Annotated in this window: 13 protein-coding genes; 7 read left to right on the top strand and 6 right to left on the bottom strand. The window is 67.4% G+C overall.

Annotated elements, in window-relative coordinates:
- Positions 1–59: 59 nt before the first annotated feature.
- Complete coding sequence (locus tag ACN6LB_RS01600) at positions 60–1,397, top strand: MATE family efflux transporter (RefSeq protein WP_445024216.1); 1,338 nt, start codon at positions 60–62, stop codon at positions 1,395–1,397.
- Between the two features lie 183 nt (positions 1,398–1,580).
- On the opposite strand, the gene rplI is transcribed toward ACN6LB_RS01600, so the two are convergent.
- The 4 genes from rplI to rpsF all read right to left on the bottom strand — a co-directional run bounded on the left by rplI (position 1,581) and on the right by rpsF (position 3,310).
- A complete protein-coding gene (gene rplI, locus ACN6LB_RS01595; protein WP_445024215.1) occupies positions 1,581–2,027 on the bottom strand; it encodes a 50S ribosomal protein L9 in 447 nt (148 codons plus the stop codon).
- Positions 2,028–2,045: 18 nt separating this feature from the next.
- A complete protein-coding gene (gene rpsR, locus ACN6LB_RS01590) occupies positions 2,046–2,282 on the bottom strand; it encodes a 30S ribosomal protein S18 (RefSeq protein ID WP_003949403.1) in 237 nt (78 codons plus the stop codon).
- Between the two features lie 45 nt (positions 2,283–2,327).
- Positions 2,328–2,939, bottom strand: a complete 612-nt coding sequence (locus ACN6LB_RS01585; protein WP_445024214.1) for a single-stranded DNA-binding protein — start codon at positions 2,937–2,939, stop codon at positions 2,328–2,330.
- 80 nt (positions 2,940–3,019) lie between these two features.
- The gene (gene rpsF, locus ACN6LB_RS01580) at positions 3,020–3,310 is read right to left on the bottom strand and encodes a 30S ribosomal protein S6 (protein WP_005482942.1); all 291 of its coding nucleotides are present in this window, start codon (positions 3,308–3,310) and stop codon (positions 3,020–3,022) included.
- Between the two features lie 321 nt (positions 3,311–3,631).
- On the opposite strand from rpsF, the gene ACN6LB_RS01575 reads away from it, so the two are divergent.
- The 3 genes from ACN6LB_RS01575 (at position 3,632) to ACN6LB_RS01565 (ending at position 6,408) form a co-directional block, all read left to right on the top strand.
- Positions 3,632–3,946 (top strand): hypothetical protein, encoded by a 315-nt coding sequence (locus tag ACN6LB_RS01575; RefSeq protein ID WP_356132009.1) that lies wholly within the window; start codon positions 3,632–3,634, stop codon positions 3,944–3,946.
- Between the two features lie 211 nt (positions 3,947–4,157).
- Entirely contained in the window at positions 4,158–5,279 is a 1,122-nt protein-coding gene (femX, locus tag ACN6LB_RS01570) for a peptidoglycan bridge formation glycyltransferase FemX (RefSeq protein WP_445024213.1), read from the top strand.
- 97 nt (positions 5,280–5,376) lie between these two features.
- Positions 5,377–6,408: an alanine racemase gene (locus ACN6LB_RS01565; protein WP_356132003.1), complete on the top strand. Its 1,032-nt coding sequence runs from the start codon at positions 5,377–5,379 to the stop codon at positions 6,406–6,408.
- A 138-nt stretch (positions 6,409–6,546) separates the two neighbouring features.
- On the opposite strand, the gene ACN6LB_RS01560 is transcribed toward ACN6LB_RS01565, so the two are convergent.
- Both ACN6LB_RS01560 and ACN6LB_RS01555 read right to left on the bottom strand, forming a co-directional pair.
- Positions 6,547–8,052: a glycosyltransferase family 87 protein gene (locus ACN6LB_RS01560; RefSeq protein WP_445024212.1), complete on the bottom strand. Its 1,506-nt coding sequence runs from the start codon at positions 8,050–8,052 to the stop codon at positions 6,547–6,549.
- A gap of 118 nt (positions 8,053–8,170) precedes the next feature.
- Entirely contained in the window at positions 8,171–10,918 is a 2,748-nt protein-coding gene (locus ACN6LB_RS01555) for a transglycosylase domain-containing protein (RefSeq protein WP_445024211.1), read from the bottom strand.
- Positions 10,919–11,292: 374 nt separating this feature from the next.
- Here ACN6LB_RS01555 and ACN6LB_RS01550 point away from each other — a divergent pair, with 374 nt between their 5' ends.
- The 3 genes from ACN6LB_RS01550 to ACN6LB_RS01540 all read left to right on the top strand — a co-directional run bounded on the left by ACN6LB_RS01550 (position 11,293) and on the right by ACN6LB_RS01540 (position 14,449).
- Positions 11,293–11,979, top strand: a complete 687-nt coding sequence (locus ACN6LB_RS01550; RefSeq protein WP_356142740.1) for a PadR family transcriptional regulator — start codon at positions 11,293–11,295, stop codon at positions 11,977–11,979.
- A gap of 46 nt (positions 11,980–12,025) precedes the next feature.
- On the top strand, positions 12,026–13,108 hold the full coding sequence (locus tag ACN6LB_RS01545) for an inositol-3-phosphate synthase (protein ID WP_356142742.1): 1,083 nt from the start codon (positions 12,026–12,028) through the stop codon (positions 13,106–13,108).
- Between the two features lie 78 nt (positions 13,109–13,186).
- Positions 13,187–14,449, top strand: coding sequence for an MFS transporter (locus tag ACN6LB_RS01540; RefSeq protein ID WP_445024210.1), 1,263 nt, complete (start codon positions 13,187–13,189; stop codon positions 14,447–14,449).
- Positions 14,450–14,483: the final 34 nt, after the last annotated feature.

Genomic DNA, 14,483 nt, shown 5'->3' with positions numbered 1-14,483 from the left:
TAAGGTAAGGGTCTCAATGGCCTTGCATCTCTTACCTGTGGAAGATTAGATTGGTGCTCATGACACAGGCCCCCGCGGCGTCCAGGGACGCCCGACGCCGGCACGACAGAGAGATCGTCGCACTGGCCGTTCCGGCCTTCGGCGCACTCGTCGCCGAACCCCTCTTCGTCATGGCCGACAGCGCGATCGTCGGCCATCTCGGCACCGCGCAACTGGCCGGTCTCGGCGTCGCCTCCGCCCTTCTCGTGACCGCAGTCAGCGTCTTCGTCTTCCTCGCCTACGCCACGACGGCCGCCGTCGCCCGGCGGGTCGGAGCGGGCGATCTGCGGGCCGCCATCCGTCAGGGCATGGACGGCATCTGGCTCGCCCTGCTGCTCGGTGCGGCCGTCATCGTCACCGTCCTGCCGACGGCACCTGCCCTGGTGACACTCTTCGGCGCTTCGGACACCGCCGCACCTTACGCGACCACATATCTGCGTATCTCGGCGCTCGGTATCCCGGCGATGCTCATCGTGCTCGCCTCCACCGGCGTACTCCGAGGGCTGCAGGACACCAAGACCCCGCTGTACGTCGCCGTCGGTGGCTTCGTCGCCAACGCGGGCCTCAACGCGGGCCTCGTCTACGGCGCCGGCCTGGGCATCGCAGGTTCGGCGTGGGGCACCGTCCTCGCCCAGTTCGGCATGGCCGCGGTGTATCTGTTCGTCGTCGTCCGCGGCGCTCGCAGGCACGGCGCCTCGCTGCGACCGGATGCGGCAGGAATCCGGGCCTGCGCCCAGGCTGGCACCCCGCTCCTGGTGCGCACACTGTCGCTGCGGGCGATCCTCATGATCGCCACCGCCGTCGCCGCCCGGCTCGGGGACGCGGACATCGCCGCCCACCAGATCATCATGAGTCTGTGGAGCCTGCTCGCCTTCGCACTCGATGCGATCGCCATCGCCGGGCAAGCCATCATCGGCCGCTACCTCGGCGCGGGCGACGCCCAAGGGGCGCGCGAAGCATGTCGCCGCATGGTCCAGTGGGGCATCGCAGCCGGGCTCGTCCTCGGCCTGCTGGTGATCGCCGCCCGCCCCTTGTTCCTCCCCCTGTTCACCAGCGATTCGGTCGTCCAAGAGGCAGCACTTCCCGCTCTGCTCCTCGTGGGCTTTTCCCAGCCGATCAGCGGCATCGTCTTCGTTCTGGACGGCGTTCTGATGGGCGCGGGCGACGGGACCTACTTGGCGTGGGCAATGCTGGTCACCCTCGCGGTCTTCGCTCCACTGGCACTGCTTGTCCCTGCGCTCGGCGGGGGACTCACCACCCTTTGGGCAGCCATGACGCTGATGATGACGGTACGGATGCTGACGCTGTGGCTGCGCTCCCGTTCGGGCCGCTGGATCGTCACGGGTGCGACGCGGTGACCGTTTCACGTGAAACGGCCGGCGACTCGTTCTGTTTCACGTGAAACCCCATCCCTACGTTGCTGCTCCTGCCGCTCGGTTTCACGTGAAACGCCGTCGCTGCCGCAGGCCTGCATCCGGGCATGAAGAAGGGCCGCACCTCAACGGGTGCGGCCCTTCTCACAGTTCTACCGAGCGCAGCGGTCAGGCCGCGACGACCTCGATGTTGACCTTGGCGGCAACCTCGGGGTGCAGACGCACGGACGTCTCGTGGGCGCCCAGCGTCTTGATCGGCGCGCCCAGCTCGATGCGGCGCTTGTCGACCTCGGGGCCACCGGAAGCCTTGATCGCCGAAGCGACGTCGGCCGGGGTGACGGAACCGAAGAGACGACCGGCGTCGCCGGAGCGAACGGCCAGACGGACCTTCACGCCTTCGAGGCGGGCCTTGATCTCGTTGGCCTGCTCGATGGTGGCGATCTCGTGGATCTTGCGAGCACGACGAATCTGCTCGACGTCCTTCTCGCCGCCCTTGGTCCAGCGGATCGCAAAGTTCCGCGGGATCAGGTAGTTGCGAGCGTAGCCGTCCTTGACATCGACGACGTCGCCCGCGGCACCGAGGCCAGAGACCTCGTGGGCGAGGATGATCTTCATGTTTCGGTCACCCTTCCCTTATCGCGCGGTGGAGGTGTAGGGCAGCAGCGCCATCTCACGGCTGTTCTTCACAGCCGTGGCGACGTCACGCTGGTGCTGCGTGCAGTTGCCGGTCACGCGGCGGGCACGGATCTTGCCGCGGTCGGAAATGAACTTCCGCAGCATGTTCGTGTCCTTGTAGTCCACGTACGTGACCTTGTCCTTGCAGAAAGCGCAGACCTTCTTCTTAGGCTTGCGCACAGGCGGCTTCGCCATGGTGTTTCTCCTGTGTGATCAAGAAGTGTGGGATCGAGCCCGTCCCTAGAAGGGGGGCTCGTCCGAGTAGCCGCCACCGGAGCCACCGGAGCCGCCGGAACTGCCGGAGTTTCCACCCCAGCCGCCACCGCCGCCACCCTGCTGACCGCCGCCGGCAGGCGCACTGGTCGCCCAGGGGTCTTCGGCGGGAGCGCCGCCACCCTGCTGCTGACCGCCGCCGGAGCCTCCGCCCCAGCTGCCGCCCTGCTGGCCGCCGCCACCGCCGCCGCCGTAACCGCCCTGGCCACCTCGACCGGTGGTCTTGGTGACCTTGGCCGTGGCGTTCTTCAGGCTGGCGCCGACTTCCTCGACGTCCAGTTCGTAGACCGTGCGCTTGACGCCCTCACGGTCCTCGTAGGACCGCTGCTTCAGCCGGCCCTGCACGATGACGCGCATGCCTCGCTGGAGCGACTCGGCGACGTTCTCCGCCGCCTGACGCCAGACCGAGCAGGTCAGGAACAGGCTCTCGCCGTCCTTCCACTCATTGGTCTGACGGTCGAAGGTGCGGGGAGTGGACGCGACACGGAACTTCGCGACCGCCGCACCGGAAGGGGTGAAGCGCAGCTCGGGGTCGTCGACAAGATTGCCGACGACCGTGATGACGGTCTCGCCTGCCATGGGGGAACCTCTCGGCGGGTTTGCTGCTGGCTGCTTTTGGTGCTGCTACTCGAATCCCGAGATCAGCTGAGCGGGAGAGCTCAGTGGGTCTCGGGGCGGAGGACCTTGGTCCGGAGGACCGACTCGTTCAGGTTCATCTGGCGGTCGAGCTCCTTGACGACCGCAGGCTCGGCCTGCAGGTCGATGACCGAGTAGATGCCCTCGGGCTTCTTCTTGATCTCGTACGAGAGACGACGACGGCCCCAGGTGTCGACCTTCTCGACCTTTCCGTTGCCCTCACGGACGACGGAAAGGAAGTTCTCGATCAGGGGGGCGACAGCGCGCTCCTCCAGATCGGGGTCGAGGATGACCATCACTTCGTAGTGACGCATGTGGAACCCACCTCCTTCGGACTCAGCGGCCACGGTCGTTCCGTGGCAGGAGGGTTGTGATGCGTACGCAACGGTATCGGCCACCACTGACAATCGGACCCGTCGATCGAAGGACCGAGCGGAATCCATGTCGTGATCAGTGCCGTGACCTGGGTCTCGGCCTGTCATGACGAAATCTGTGGCCTGGGCAGACACCGGTGCAGAGGGTACAGACTACCTGCACACACGCTTCCGGTTGAAATCCGACCGGGGTGACCGTCAATCTGTACCCATCGGGTGTGTATGGCGCTACGATGCGCCGCCTTCCGCAGGAGGTGCCACATGGCACAGTCAATGCGACCCACCATCGCCGGCTCGCTGCTCGCGACGGACCACAAACCCCATCCGCTCCAGGACACCCTGCTCGCGGTGACCCTGGTGCTCGGAGCGACGGCCTTCATCACGGCGCAGTTCCACAGCCTGCATCTGATCAGCTCCTGGACCGGACTGATCGGCATCTTCACCGGCGCCGGCGGACAGTTCGTCTCGGTGACGACCCGAGAGCGCTTCGGACTGATCCTGGGTCTCGGTGCCGCAGCCGTCGGATTCTTCCTCGGCATGGCACATGGCGGCCTCTTCGGCGGTGTCGTCGGTTGACCAGCCGCCGACCGCTCTCCTTGCCGGTCGGCCCTCATCACCCCGGCCGGCGGGACCGGCCGGACAACACCTCTCGGCGTCCCGATCGCGCAGCGGTCGGGGCTCAGGTTCCATACGGCCAGACGAGGCGCTCGCAGGGCGCAGTAGGCTTCGGCGCGAGAGCCGGAGCCCCTGTACCCATGGGGACACACCAGCCCGAGGAGCGCCCCGAATGAGCCTGACCCTGAGGACCATCAGCCGAGAGCAGCATCTGGCATACATCCAGAGCCTGCCCTCGGCGAGCCACATGCAGGTCCCGGCCTGGGCAGACGTCAAGGCGGAGTGGCGCTCCGAGAACCTTGGCTGGTTCGACGACAGGACCGGCGAGATGGTCGGTGCGGGCCTCGTGCTGTACCGCCAGCTGCCCAAGATCAAGCGCTATCTCGCGTATCTGCCCGAGGGGCCGGTGATCAACTGGTTCGCGCCGAACCTCGGTGACTGGCTGCAGCCGATGCTCGCGCACCTCAAGCAGCAGGGCGCCTTCTCCGTGAAGATGGGCCCGCCGGTCATCATCCGGCGCTGGGAAGCGCCCTCCATCAAGGCCGGCATCCAGGACCCGGACGTGAAGCGCCTGCGCGACATCGAGGCCGACTTCATCGAGCCGCGCGCCTTCGAGGTGGCCGACAAGCTGCGCCGTATGGGCTGGCAGCAGGGCGAGGACGGCGGCGCCGGCTTCGGCGACGTACAGCCCCGCTACGTCTACCAGGTGCCGCTGGCCAACCGCTCCCTGGAAGAGGTCCACAAGAACTTCAACCAGCTGTGGCGCCGCAACATCAAGAAGGCCGAGAAGGCCGGCGTCGAGGTCGTCCAGGGCGGTTACCAGGACCTCGAGGAGTGGCAGCGGCTGTACGAGATCACCGCGACCCGTGACCACTTCCGGCCCCGCCCGCTCTCGTACTTCCAGCGCATGTGGACGGCCCTCAACACCGAGGACCCCAACCGCATGCGGCTCTACTTCGCCCGGCACAACGGCGTGAATCTGTCCGCCGCGACGATGCTGGTCGTCGGCGGGCACGTCTGGTACTCCTACGGAGCCTCGGACAACATCGGCCGTGAGGTCCGCCCCTCGAACGCGATGCAGTGGCGGATGCTGCGCGACGCGTACGCCCTCGGTGCGACCGTCTACGACCTGCGCGGCATCTCCGACTCGCTGGACGAGAGCGACCACCTCTTCGGCCTGATCCAGTTCAAGGTGGGCACGGGCGGCCAGGCCGCCGAGTACCTCGGCGAGTGGGACTTCCCGCTCAACAAGCTGCTCCACAAGGCGCTCGACATCTACATGTCGCGGCGCTGAGCTGTCCCGGTACGGCCCGCCGGTCCGGCGGGTCCGCCACAATTCCTTTTCAGACCTCTGACATACGGCAGCCACGAGAAAGGTTCCGGGACCGGCCATGGCGCTCACGCTCTACGTCGACACCGCGCGCTGGCGGGCACACCACAAGCACGTGCAGGAGCAGTTTCCGGGGCTCGTCCCCGTCTGCAAGGGCAACGGCTATGGCTTCGGGCACGAGCGGCTGGCGGACGAGGCCACGCGCCTCGGCGCGGACGTCCTCGCCGTCGGCACCACATACGAAGCCGCCCGCATCAAGGACTGGTTCGGCGGCGACCTGCTGGTCCTGACGCCCTTCCGCCGGGGCGAGGAGCCCGTGCCACTGCCCGACCGCGTCATCCGCTCCGTCTCGTCGATCGACGGCGTGTACGGCCTCGTGGGCGCCCGCGTCGTCATCGAGGTCATGTCCTCGATGAAGCGGCACGGCGTCAGCGAGCAGGACCTGCCCCAGCTGCACTCCGCCATAGAGAACGTGCGGCTGGAAGGCTTCGCGATCCACCTCCCGCTGGACCGCACCGACGGCTCGGACGCCGTCGAGGAGGTCATCGGCTGGATGGACCGGCTGCGTGCGGCCCGCCTGCCGCTGCACACCATGTTCGTCAGCCACCTCAAGGCCGAGGAACTCGCCCGCCTCCAGCAGCAGTTCCCGCAGACCCACTTCCGCGCGCGTATCGGCACGCGGCTGTGGCTGGGGGACCACGAGGCCACCGAGTACCGCGGAGCCGTCCTGGACGTCACGCGCGTCTCCAAGGGCGACCGCTTCGGCTACCGGCAGCAGAAGGCGGCCTCCGACGGCTGGCTTGTCGTCGTCGCGGGCGGTACGTCGCACGGGGTGGGCCTGGAGGCTCCGAAGGCACTGCACGGCGTCATGCCGCGTGCCAAGGGCGTCGCCCGCGCCGGTCTCGCGACGGTCAACCGCAACCTCTCCCCGTTCGTCTGGGGGGGCAAGCAGCGCTGGTTCGCCGAGCCCCCGCACATGCAGGTCTCGATCCTCTTCGTACCCTCGGACGCCCCCGAGCCCAAGGTGGGCGAGGAGCTGGTGGCCCATCTGCGGCACACCACCACGCAGTTCGACCGCATCGTCGAGCGCTGATCCCGGCCGGCCTCGGCCCGGCTCCAACGATCGGCAAGAAGACAGGCGAAAGGGCCGCACACGGACACCGTGTGCGGCCCTTTCGCCGTTCTGTCCTCCCCGCGGCTGCCTCCGCGTGGCCTTCTCAGCGCTGTTCGCTCAGGGCGAACTCTCGCCGGCCGTCGCACTGCGGCTGCCCCACTCCACCTGCGGCCCCTCGAAATGCGCCGCGTGCCGCGGTGGATGGGACGCTGCGCCGAGCACGAAGACGTCCTCCGCGCCGTCCAGGACACCGCCCGAGGGGTCGTCGTCACCGGCCCGGCGCACCATGTCCCGATCCGGCATGAAGATGTCGCGTACGACCACGGCACACAGGTAGAGCGTTCCCAAGAGATGGACGGCGATGGCGAGTTGATAGCCGTCGGTGGGCAGTCCCTTGTGGGCGTCCCCGCTGGTCGTGTACGCGAGGTACATCCAGATCCCCAGGAAGTACGCGACCTCGCAGCCCTGCCAGATCAGGAAGTCCCGCCAGCGCGGACGGGCCAGCGCGGCAAGGGGGACCAGCCACAGCACGTACTGCGGCGAGTAGACCTTGTTGGTGAGGATGAAGGCCGCGATGATCAGGAACGCCAGCTGGGCGAAGCGCGGACGGCGCGGGGCGGTCAGCGTGAGCGCGACCATGCCCGCACAGAAGATCACCATCATGATCATCGCCCACGCGTTGGCGGAGTCGGCGGTGAACTGGATGTCGAGCCACCGCGAGACGAACAGGAAGACCGAACCGAAGTCGACCCCGCGCTCACGGCTGAAGCTGTAGAACTTCGCCCATCCTTCCGGCGCGAAGTACATGACCGGAAGGTTCACGGCGAGCCACGCTCCCACGGCGCCCAGCAGGGCGGTGCCGAACTCCCGCCATTTGCCGGCTCGCCAGCACAGGAGGAACAGCGGTCCGAGCACCAGGAACGGGTAGAACTTGGCGGCCGTGGCGAGCCCGAGCAGGACACCGAACGCAAGAGCGCGGCCTCGCGACCACATCAGCATCGCGGCGGCCAGCAGGGCCACGGCGAGCAGATCCCAGTTGATGGTGGCCGTGAGGGCGAAGGCGGGCGCCAGAGCCACCAGGAGGCCGTCCCAGGGGCGCCGCCGATGGGTACGCGCGGTACACACGGCGATCACTGCCGCGCAGACCATCAGCATCCCGGCGTTGGCCATCCAGTACCACTGCTCCTGGTGCTGGATGCTGCCGCTGCCCGGTGTGAGCCATGCGGCGACCTCCATGAACACCCCGGTCAGCACCGGGTACTCGAGGTAGTCCATGTCGCCGGAGAGCTTGTCGAAGTACGGCACGAGCCCATCGGCGAAACCGCGCCCCGAGTAGAGGTGCGGGATGTCCGAGTAGCACGCGTGCGTGTACTGCGAGCTGGCGCCGAAGAACCAGGCCCCGTCGTAGCAGGGCAGCTTCTGCACCATGCCGAGGGCGAACACCCCGATCGCCACGAGCGCGACGACTCGCACGGGGGTCCACCAGGACGTCCCGAGCAGCGCGCGCCGTCCGATGGGGCCGCCGATCAGCTCGCTGCCGGTCGTGGCGACCTCGTCCTCTTTGGTCGGCCGCACGGGCTCCGGCTCGTGCACGCTCGTTCGCGTCGTCTCTGCACTGGGCATGGCGCCCATCCTGCCGTACGCGCCTGGGAATACGCCGAGGGCCGCCGCACCTGGTCGGTGCGACGGCCCTCGTTTCACGTGAAACGGTGTGTTTCACGTGAAACACACGCGATGACGGCTATCCGTTCGGGCCTCCGAAGATGCCTCCGTTGCCGTTGCCGTTCCCTCTGGTGTTTCCGGTGGTGGTCTCCGTCGGCGTAGCGGTCACGCCTCCGTCCGTGCCACCCGTATCCGTACCGCCTGTGTCCGTGCCACCTGTGTTCGTGCCGCCTGTGCTGGTGCAGTTCCAGTCGAACTTGTTGCAGGTCTCGCTCGGCGAGGGCGAAGGAGAGATGAGGCTCTCGCTGGGCGACGGACTCGGCGACGGGCTCTCCTGCTCTTCCTCGGTCTGGGTGGGCGAGGGCACCACACTCGGGCTCGGGGTGTCGTTGATGATCGTCCCGATGTCCTCGGGCTCCGGGAAGTCGATCACCTTGGCGCCCTTGAGCGCATCCTCCATATAGTCGTGCCAGATCAGGGCCGGGAACGAGGCGCCGTGGATCTTCTTCTCGCCACCCGTTCCGTACATCTTCAGGAACTCGCGGCCCTTCTTGGTCTCGTCGTCGTCCATGCGGTACATACCGATCGCGGTGGACAACTGCGGGGTGTACCCGACGAACCAGGCGGACTTGTTGCCGTCCGTCGTACCGGTCTTACCGGCCACATCGCGGCCCGGGAGCTGGGCCTTGGTGCCGGTTCCCTTGTCGACCACGGTCTTGAGGACGTCCGTCACGTTGTTGGCGACGGCCGAGGTGAAGGCCTGCGTGCTCGACTTCTCGTGCTGGAAGACCGTGCCGTCCTTGTCGGTGACCTTGTCGACCGAGTACGGGTCGTTCTGCTTGCCGCTGGCGGCGAAGGTGCCGTACGCACCGGCCATGCGGATCGCGCTCGGCGAGGACGTGCCCAGGGAGAAGGACGGGTACTCGGCACTGGCAAGGCTGGTCTTCAGAATGCCCGCGCTCATGGCGGCGTCCTTGACCTTGTCCAGACCGACGTCCATGCCCAGCTGGACGTAGGCGGAGTTCACGGACTCCCGCATGGCCTCACGCAGGTCGATGTTGTAGCTCGGCGGGTTGTAGGACTGGCCGCCGTCGTTCGTCTGTCGCCACTGCTTGCCGTTCTTGTCCGTCCAGATGTCGTGGTTGTAGTCCCTGATCTTGAGCTTGTTCCTACCGCTGTACAGGCTCTTCGGGGAGACGACAGTGCGCTCGTCCTGTGCCTGGTCCTGGTCGCCGTCGGGATTGCGTACACCCCACGACATGGCGGCCGCCAGGACGAACGGCTTGAACGTCGAGCCCACCTGGGCACCGGTCGCGTCGGCGTTGTCGGTGAAGTGCTTGGTCGCGTCCTCACCGCCGTAGATCGCCCTGATCGCGCCGCTTGCCGGGTCCACGGAGGCCCCGCCGAACTGGACGTGGGTGTCCGTCTCCGGCCGCAGCTTCGGCTTGATGCTCTCCTTGCGGACCTTCTTCACAGCGGCCTCGAGCGCGTCGACCTTCTTCTTCTCGAAGGTCGTCTGGATCTCGAGGCCACCCTGACGCAGCTTGGTCTCGGTGATCCCGGTCGTCTTGCTGTGGGTGGTGAGGTACGAGTTCGCGAGGTCGACGAGGTAGCCGATCTGCCCGCCCAGCTGGGCGTTCGAGCGCGGGCTCTGGATGGTGGGGAACGTCTGGTACTGATTCCGCTGAGCGGCGGGCAGGTGCCCGTCCTTGACCTCCTCGTTGAGGATCCACCGCCACCGATCCTCGGCACGCTTGCGGTTGAGCTGAGGCGTGGCACCCACCGGGTCGATCGACCTGGCACCCGCCGGGTCGTAGTACGTGGCGCCCTTGAGTACGGCAGCCAGGAATGCGCACTGGCTCGGGTTGAGCTTCGTGGCGTCCTTGTCGAAGTACGCGTGCGCGGCCGCCTGGATGCCGTAGGCGTTGCGGCCGTAGTAGGCGGAGTTCAGGTAGCCGGCCATGATGTCCTCCTTGGACACCGAGGCACCGACCTTTATGGAGACGAACAGCTCCTTGAACTTCCGGGAGATCGTCTGCGACTGGTCGTTCAGCATCGCGTTCTTCACGTACTGCTGGGTGATGGTGGAGCCGCCCTGCGTCTGGCCGCCCTTGGCCATGTTCACGAAGGCGCGGGCGATACCCATCGGGTCGACGCCGCTGTCGTTCTCGAACGTCTTGTTCTCGGCCGACATGACCGCGAACCGCATCTCCTTGGGGATCTGCGAGTAGCTGATGATCTGGCGGTTCGTCTCACCACCGGTGGCAACCATCTGGCTGCCGTCTTTCCAGTAGTAGACGTTGTTCTGCGCCTTGGCGGTGTCGGCGACGACGGGGACGCTCACCATGGCGTACGCGATGCCCGCCACGGCCACCAGGCTGCCGAAGAAGCCGATGAACAGTCCCGTCACGAGCTTCCAGGACGGCACCCAGCGCGCGGCGCCGTACTTCCCGGCGCGCGGGTAGTCGATGAAGCGTTTCTTGGCGGGTACGGAACCGCGCCCACGGCCACGACCGGGACCGTTCGGACCACCGGGCGCACCGCGTCGGCCACCGCCGCCTCCGGGACCGCCCCGCCCCGCCCCGTCGGCGCCTCTGCGCCGGCCTCCGCCACCGGTACTTCTCTGGGCAGCCCGCCGGGCCTCTGCACGGCCACCGTACGGGCGCTCCTCACCTCCCGACCCATAGGAGTCGGAAGGAGACCCGGTGTCGCCTCGGGGGGCCGCACGGCGGCCTTCGGACGGGCCGGGCTGACCGCGTCGGGCCGCGGCACGTCCGCCGCCCTGCGGCTGCGCTTGCGGCGGCGGTTTGCGACGGTGCTCGCTCATCGAACGATTACTCCTCGGGCAGGCGCACCCTTGCGCGCCTGGAAACGGCAGCTGGTTTCCGGTCCCCCCGAAGTACGGATGCGGTCGTTTTCGCATTCACCCGTACTGCACCGGGGACGAGGACGCCCCCACGCGTCACTCGGTTCCCGGTGGTGTGCATGCCGCACAGACTACGCACCGTCAAAACCCACCTAGGGCCGAAGTTCACCCCAAATCAGGCAACTCTCTTCCTACGAATCGGTGATGTGACGCCGTTCACCGTGCCCCCTCTTGTCGCATCGGCGAGGGCGATCTATCGTGCTGATGTATCGAGTCGATACATCAGCCCGGCATAAAGGCCGTGCCGAGGAGACCGCGCAGAAGAGGAGGCGACGATGAACCGGCGTTCCGGGATCCTCGAATTCGCCGTACTCGGCCTGCTCCGCGAGTCCCCGATGCACGGCTACGAGCTGCGGAAACGTCTCAACACGTCACTGGGTGTGTTCCGTGCCTTCAGCTACGGAACGCTCTACCCCTGCCTCAAGACGCTGGTCGCCAACGGCTGGTTGATCGAGGAATCGGGGGCCACACCTGAGGACGCCCTCACAGCTCCACTCGCAGGGCGTCGCGCCAAGATCGTCTACCGGTTGACGGCAGAAGGTAAGGAACATTTCGAGGAGCTCCTCTCGCAGACGGGCCCCGACGCGTACGAGGACGAGCACTTCGCCGCTCGCTTCGCGTTCTTCGGGCAGACGTCACGCGACGTACGCGTGCGCGTACTCGAGGGCCGCCGCAGCCGGCTGGAGGAGCGCCTGGAGAAGATGCGCGCCTCCCTGGCGCGCACCCGGGAGCGCCTCGACGACTACACGCTTGAGCTCCAGCGCCACGGAATGGAGTCCGTGGAGCGCGAAGTGCGCTGGCTGAACGAGCTCATCGAGAGCGAGCGAGCCGGACGGGACCTCAAGGGGTCCTCCTCCGAAGGCTCCGCTCAGCAGAACAGCACATCTGGGGAGTCGGGCGGCCTGCCCCGGTACCGGGGGGGCACCCCCGGTCCGGATCCGTCCGATGACACTGCCACGTGAGGCCCATTCGGGGTTTCACCAAGTACACAAACAGGGAGCAACCGGAATGGGTTCGGTTCGCGTAGCCATCGTCGGCGTGGGCAACTGCGCCGCCTCGCTGGTGCAGGGCGTCGAGTACTACAAGGACGCCGACCCGGCGTCCAAGGTCCCCGGCCTGATGCACGTTCAGTTCGGCGACTACCACGTCGGTGACGTCGAGTTCGTCGCCGCCTTCGACGTCGACGCGAAGAAGGTCGGCCTCGACCTCTCCGACGCCATCGGTGCCAGCGAGAACAACACCATCAAGATCTGCGACGTCCCGAACAAGGGCGTCACGGTCCAGCGCGGCCACACCCTCGACGGTCTCGGTAAGTACTACCGCATGACCATCGAGGAGTCCGCCGAGGCCCCGGTCGACATCGTCCAGATCCTCAAGGACAAGCAGGTCGACGTCCTCGTCTGCTACCTGCCCGTCGGTTCCGAGGACGCGGCGAAGTTCTACGCGCAGTGCGCCATCGACGCCAAGGTCGCCTTCGTCAACGCTCTTCCGGTCTTCATCGCCGGCACCAAGGAGTGGGCGGACAAGTTCACCGAGGCGGGCGTCCCGATCGTCGGCGACGACATCAAGTCGCAGGTCGGCGCCACCATCACGCACCGCGTGATGGCGAAGCTGTTCGAGGACCGCGGTGTCCGTCTTGAGCGCACCATGCAGCTCAACGTCGGCGGCAACATGGACTTCAAGAACATGCTGGAGCGCGACCGCCTCGAGTCCAAGAAGATCTCGAAGACGCAGGCCGTCACCTCGCAGATCCCGGACCGCGAGCTGGGCGAGAAGAACGTCCACATCGGCCCGTCGGACTACGTGCAGTGGCTGGACGACCGCAAGTGGGCGTACGTCCGCCTTGAGGGCCGCGCGTTCGGCGACGTCCCGCTGAACCTGGAGTACAAGCTCGAGGTCTGGGACTCCCCGAACTCCGCGGGTGTCATCATCGACGCCGTGCGCGCCGCGAAGATCGCCAAGGACCGCGGCATCGGCGGCCCGATCCTCTCCGCGTCGAGCTACTTCATGAAGTCCCCGCCGGTGCAGTACTTCGACGACGAGGCGTACGCGAACGTCGAGAAGTTCATCAAGGGCGAGGTCGAGCGCTAAAGCACACCTTGGTGAGCGCTGTTGAGGGTCCTCGGGCATTCCGCCCGGGGACCCTCCTCGTATGTGAGGCTGTCCGCCATGGCTGTCGTGCGTGACCTGCGCGTTCTCCTGCGCTTCCAGGGGTTCCGGCAACTGCTCGGCGTACGGCTGCTGTCCCAGGGCGCCGACGGCGTCTATCAGGTCGCGCTCGCCACCTACGTCGTCTTCTCCCCGGAGAAGCAGACCTCAGCGGCCTCCATCGCCTCCGCGATGGCGGTTCTCCTGCTGCCGTACTCCCTCGTCGGCCCCTTCGCGGGCGTCCTGCTGGACCGCTGGCGACGCCGCCAGGTCTTTCTGTACGGCAACCTGCTGCGCGCCGGGCTGGCGTGCGTGACGGCCGTCCTGATGGTCGCTCACGTACCCGACTGGCTCTTCTATGTGTCCGCGCTGTGCGTCACCGCGATCAACAGGTTCGTCCTGTCGGGCCTCTCGGCCTCGCTGCCGCGCGTTGTCGATGCGGAGCGCCTCGTCATCGCCAACTCCCTGTCGCCCACGGCCGGAACGCTCGCCGCGACCGCGGGCGCGGGCCTCGCCTTCGTCGTCCGGATCGTCGCCGCCGACTCCGACGCCGCCGTGGTGCTGATGGGGGCCGCGCTGTACCTGGCCTCGGCGCTCGTGTCGCTGCGCATCGCTCCGCAACTGCTCGGGCCCGACCTGGAGTTGGTGCAGCCGCGCCTCGCCACGGCGTTCGCCGGCACCGCACGTGACCTCGCGGCGGGTGTGCGCCACCTGGCCGAGCCCACGCGGCGCGAGGCGGCCTGGGCGCTCTTGGCGATGACGCTGATGCGCTTCTGCTACGGCGCCGTGACGGTCATGGTGCTGATGCTCTGCCGATACGCCTGGTCGCACGATTCGGACGGCGGACTCGCCCTGCTGGGACTGGCCGTGGGCCTCTCCGGGGCGGGATTCTTCGCCGCGGCTGTGGTGACTCCCTGGGCGGCGGGGCGGCTCGGCCGCGGCAGCTGGATCGCCGTGTGCGCCGGTGCCGCCGCGGTCCTGGAACCCGCGCTCGGCCTCCCGTTCGCGCCGGCACCGATGCTGACCGCGGCCTTCGTCCTCGGAGTGACCACCCAGGGCGCGAAGATCGCCACGGACACAATCGTGCAGTCCTCGGTCGACGACGGCTTCCGCGGCCGGATCTTCTCCGTTTACGACGTGCTCTTCAACGTCGCCTTTGTCGGAGCGGCCGCGGTAGCCGCCCTGATGCTGCCTCCTGACGGGCGGTCGGCTGCCCTGGTGGTCACGGTGGCCGTTATCTACGCGGCAATTGCTGGCGCTATGGCCCGCTTTGAACTTCAGTAAGTGTCACATCAGTGCCACAGAGCCCCACCGGGCT

This window comes from Streptomyces sp. SAS_270 (assembly GCF_052543295.1).
Note: the sequence above shows the minus strand (reverse complement) of the source record. Positions and strands in the feature narration are given on the sequence as shown.

Bases quoted from the DNA above. Each gene is read 5' to 3' on its own strand.
- rpsF (WP_005482942.1), bottom strand. From the start codon at position 3,310: ATGCGTCACTACGAAGTGATGGTCATCCTCGACCCCGATCTGGAGGAG.
- ACN6LB_RS01600 (WP_445024216.1), top strand. From the start codon at position 60: ATGACACAGGCCCCCGCGGCGTCCAGGGACGCCCGACGCCGGCACGAC.
- rplI (WP_445024215.1), bottom strand. From the start codon at position 2,027: ATGAAGATCATCCTCGCCCACGAGGTCTCTGGCCTCGGTGCCGCGGGC.
- ACN6LB_RS01555 (WP_445024211.1), bottom strand. From the start codon at position 10,918: ATGAGCGAGCACCGTCGCAAACCGCCGCCGCAAGCGCAGCCGCAGGGC.
- rpsR (WP_003949403.1), bottom strand. From the start codon at position 2,282: ATGGCGAAGCCGCCTGTGCGCAAGCCTAAGAAGAAGGTCTGCGCTTTC.
- ACN6LB_RS01560 (WP_445024212.1), bottom strand. From the start codon at position 8,052: ATGCCCAGTGCAGAGACGACGCGAACGAGCGTGCACGAGCCGGAGCCC.
- femX (WP_445024213.1), top strand. From the start codon at position 4,158: ATGAGCCTGACCCTGAGGACCATCAGCCGAGAGCAGCATCTGGCATAC.
- ACN6LB_RS01550 (WP_356142740.1), top strand. From the start codon at position 11,293: ATGAACCGGCGTTCCGGGATCCTCGAATTCGCCGTACTCGGCCTGCTC.
- ACN6LB_RS01540 (WP_445024210.1), top strand. From the start codon at position 13,187: ATGGCTGTCGTGCGTGACCTGCGCGTTCTCCTGCGCTTCCAGGGGTTC.
- ACN6LB_RS01565 (WP_356132003.1), top strand. From the start codon at position 5,377: ATGGCGCTCACGCTCTACGTCGACACCGCGCGCTGGCGGGCACACCAC.
- ACN6LB_RS01585 (WP_445024214.1), bottom strand. From the start codon at position 2,939: ATGGCAGGCGAGACCGTCATCACGGTCGTCGGCAATCTTGTCGACGAC.
- ACN6LB_RS01575 (WP_356132009.1), top strand. From the start codon at position 3,632: ATGGCACAGTCAATGCGACCCACCATCGCCGGCTCGCTGCTCGCGACG.
- ACN6LB_RS01545 (WP_356142742.1), top strand. From the start codon at position 12,026: ATGGGTTCGGTTCGCGTAGCCATCGTCGGCGTGGGCAACTGCGCCGCC.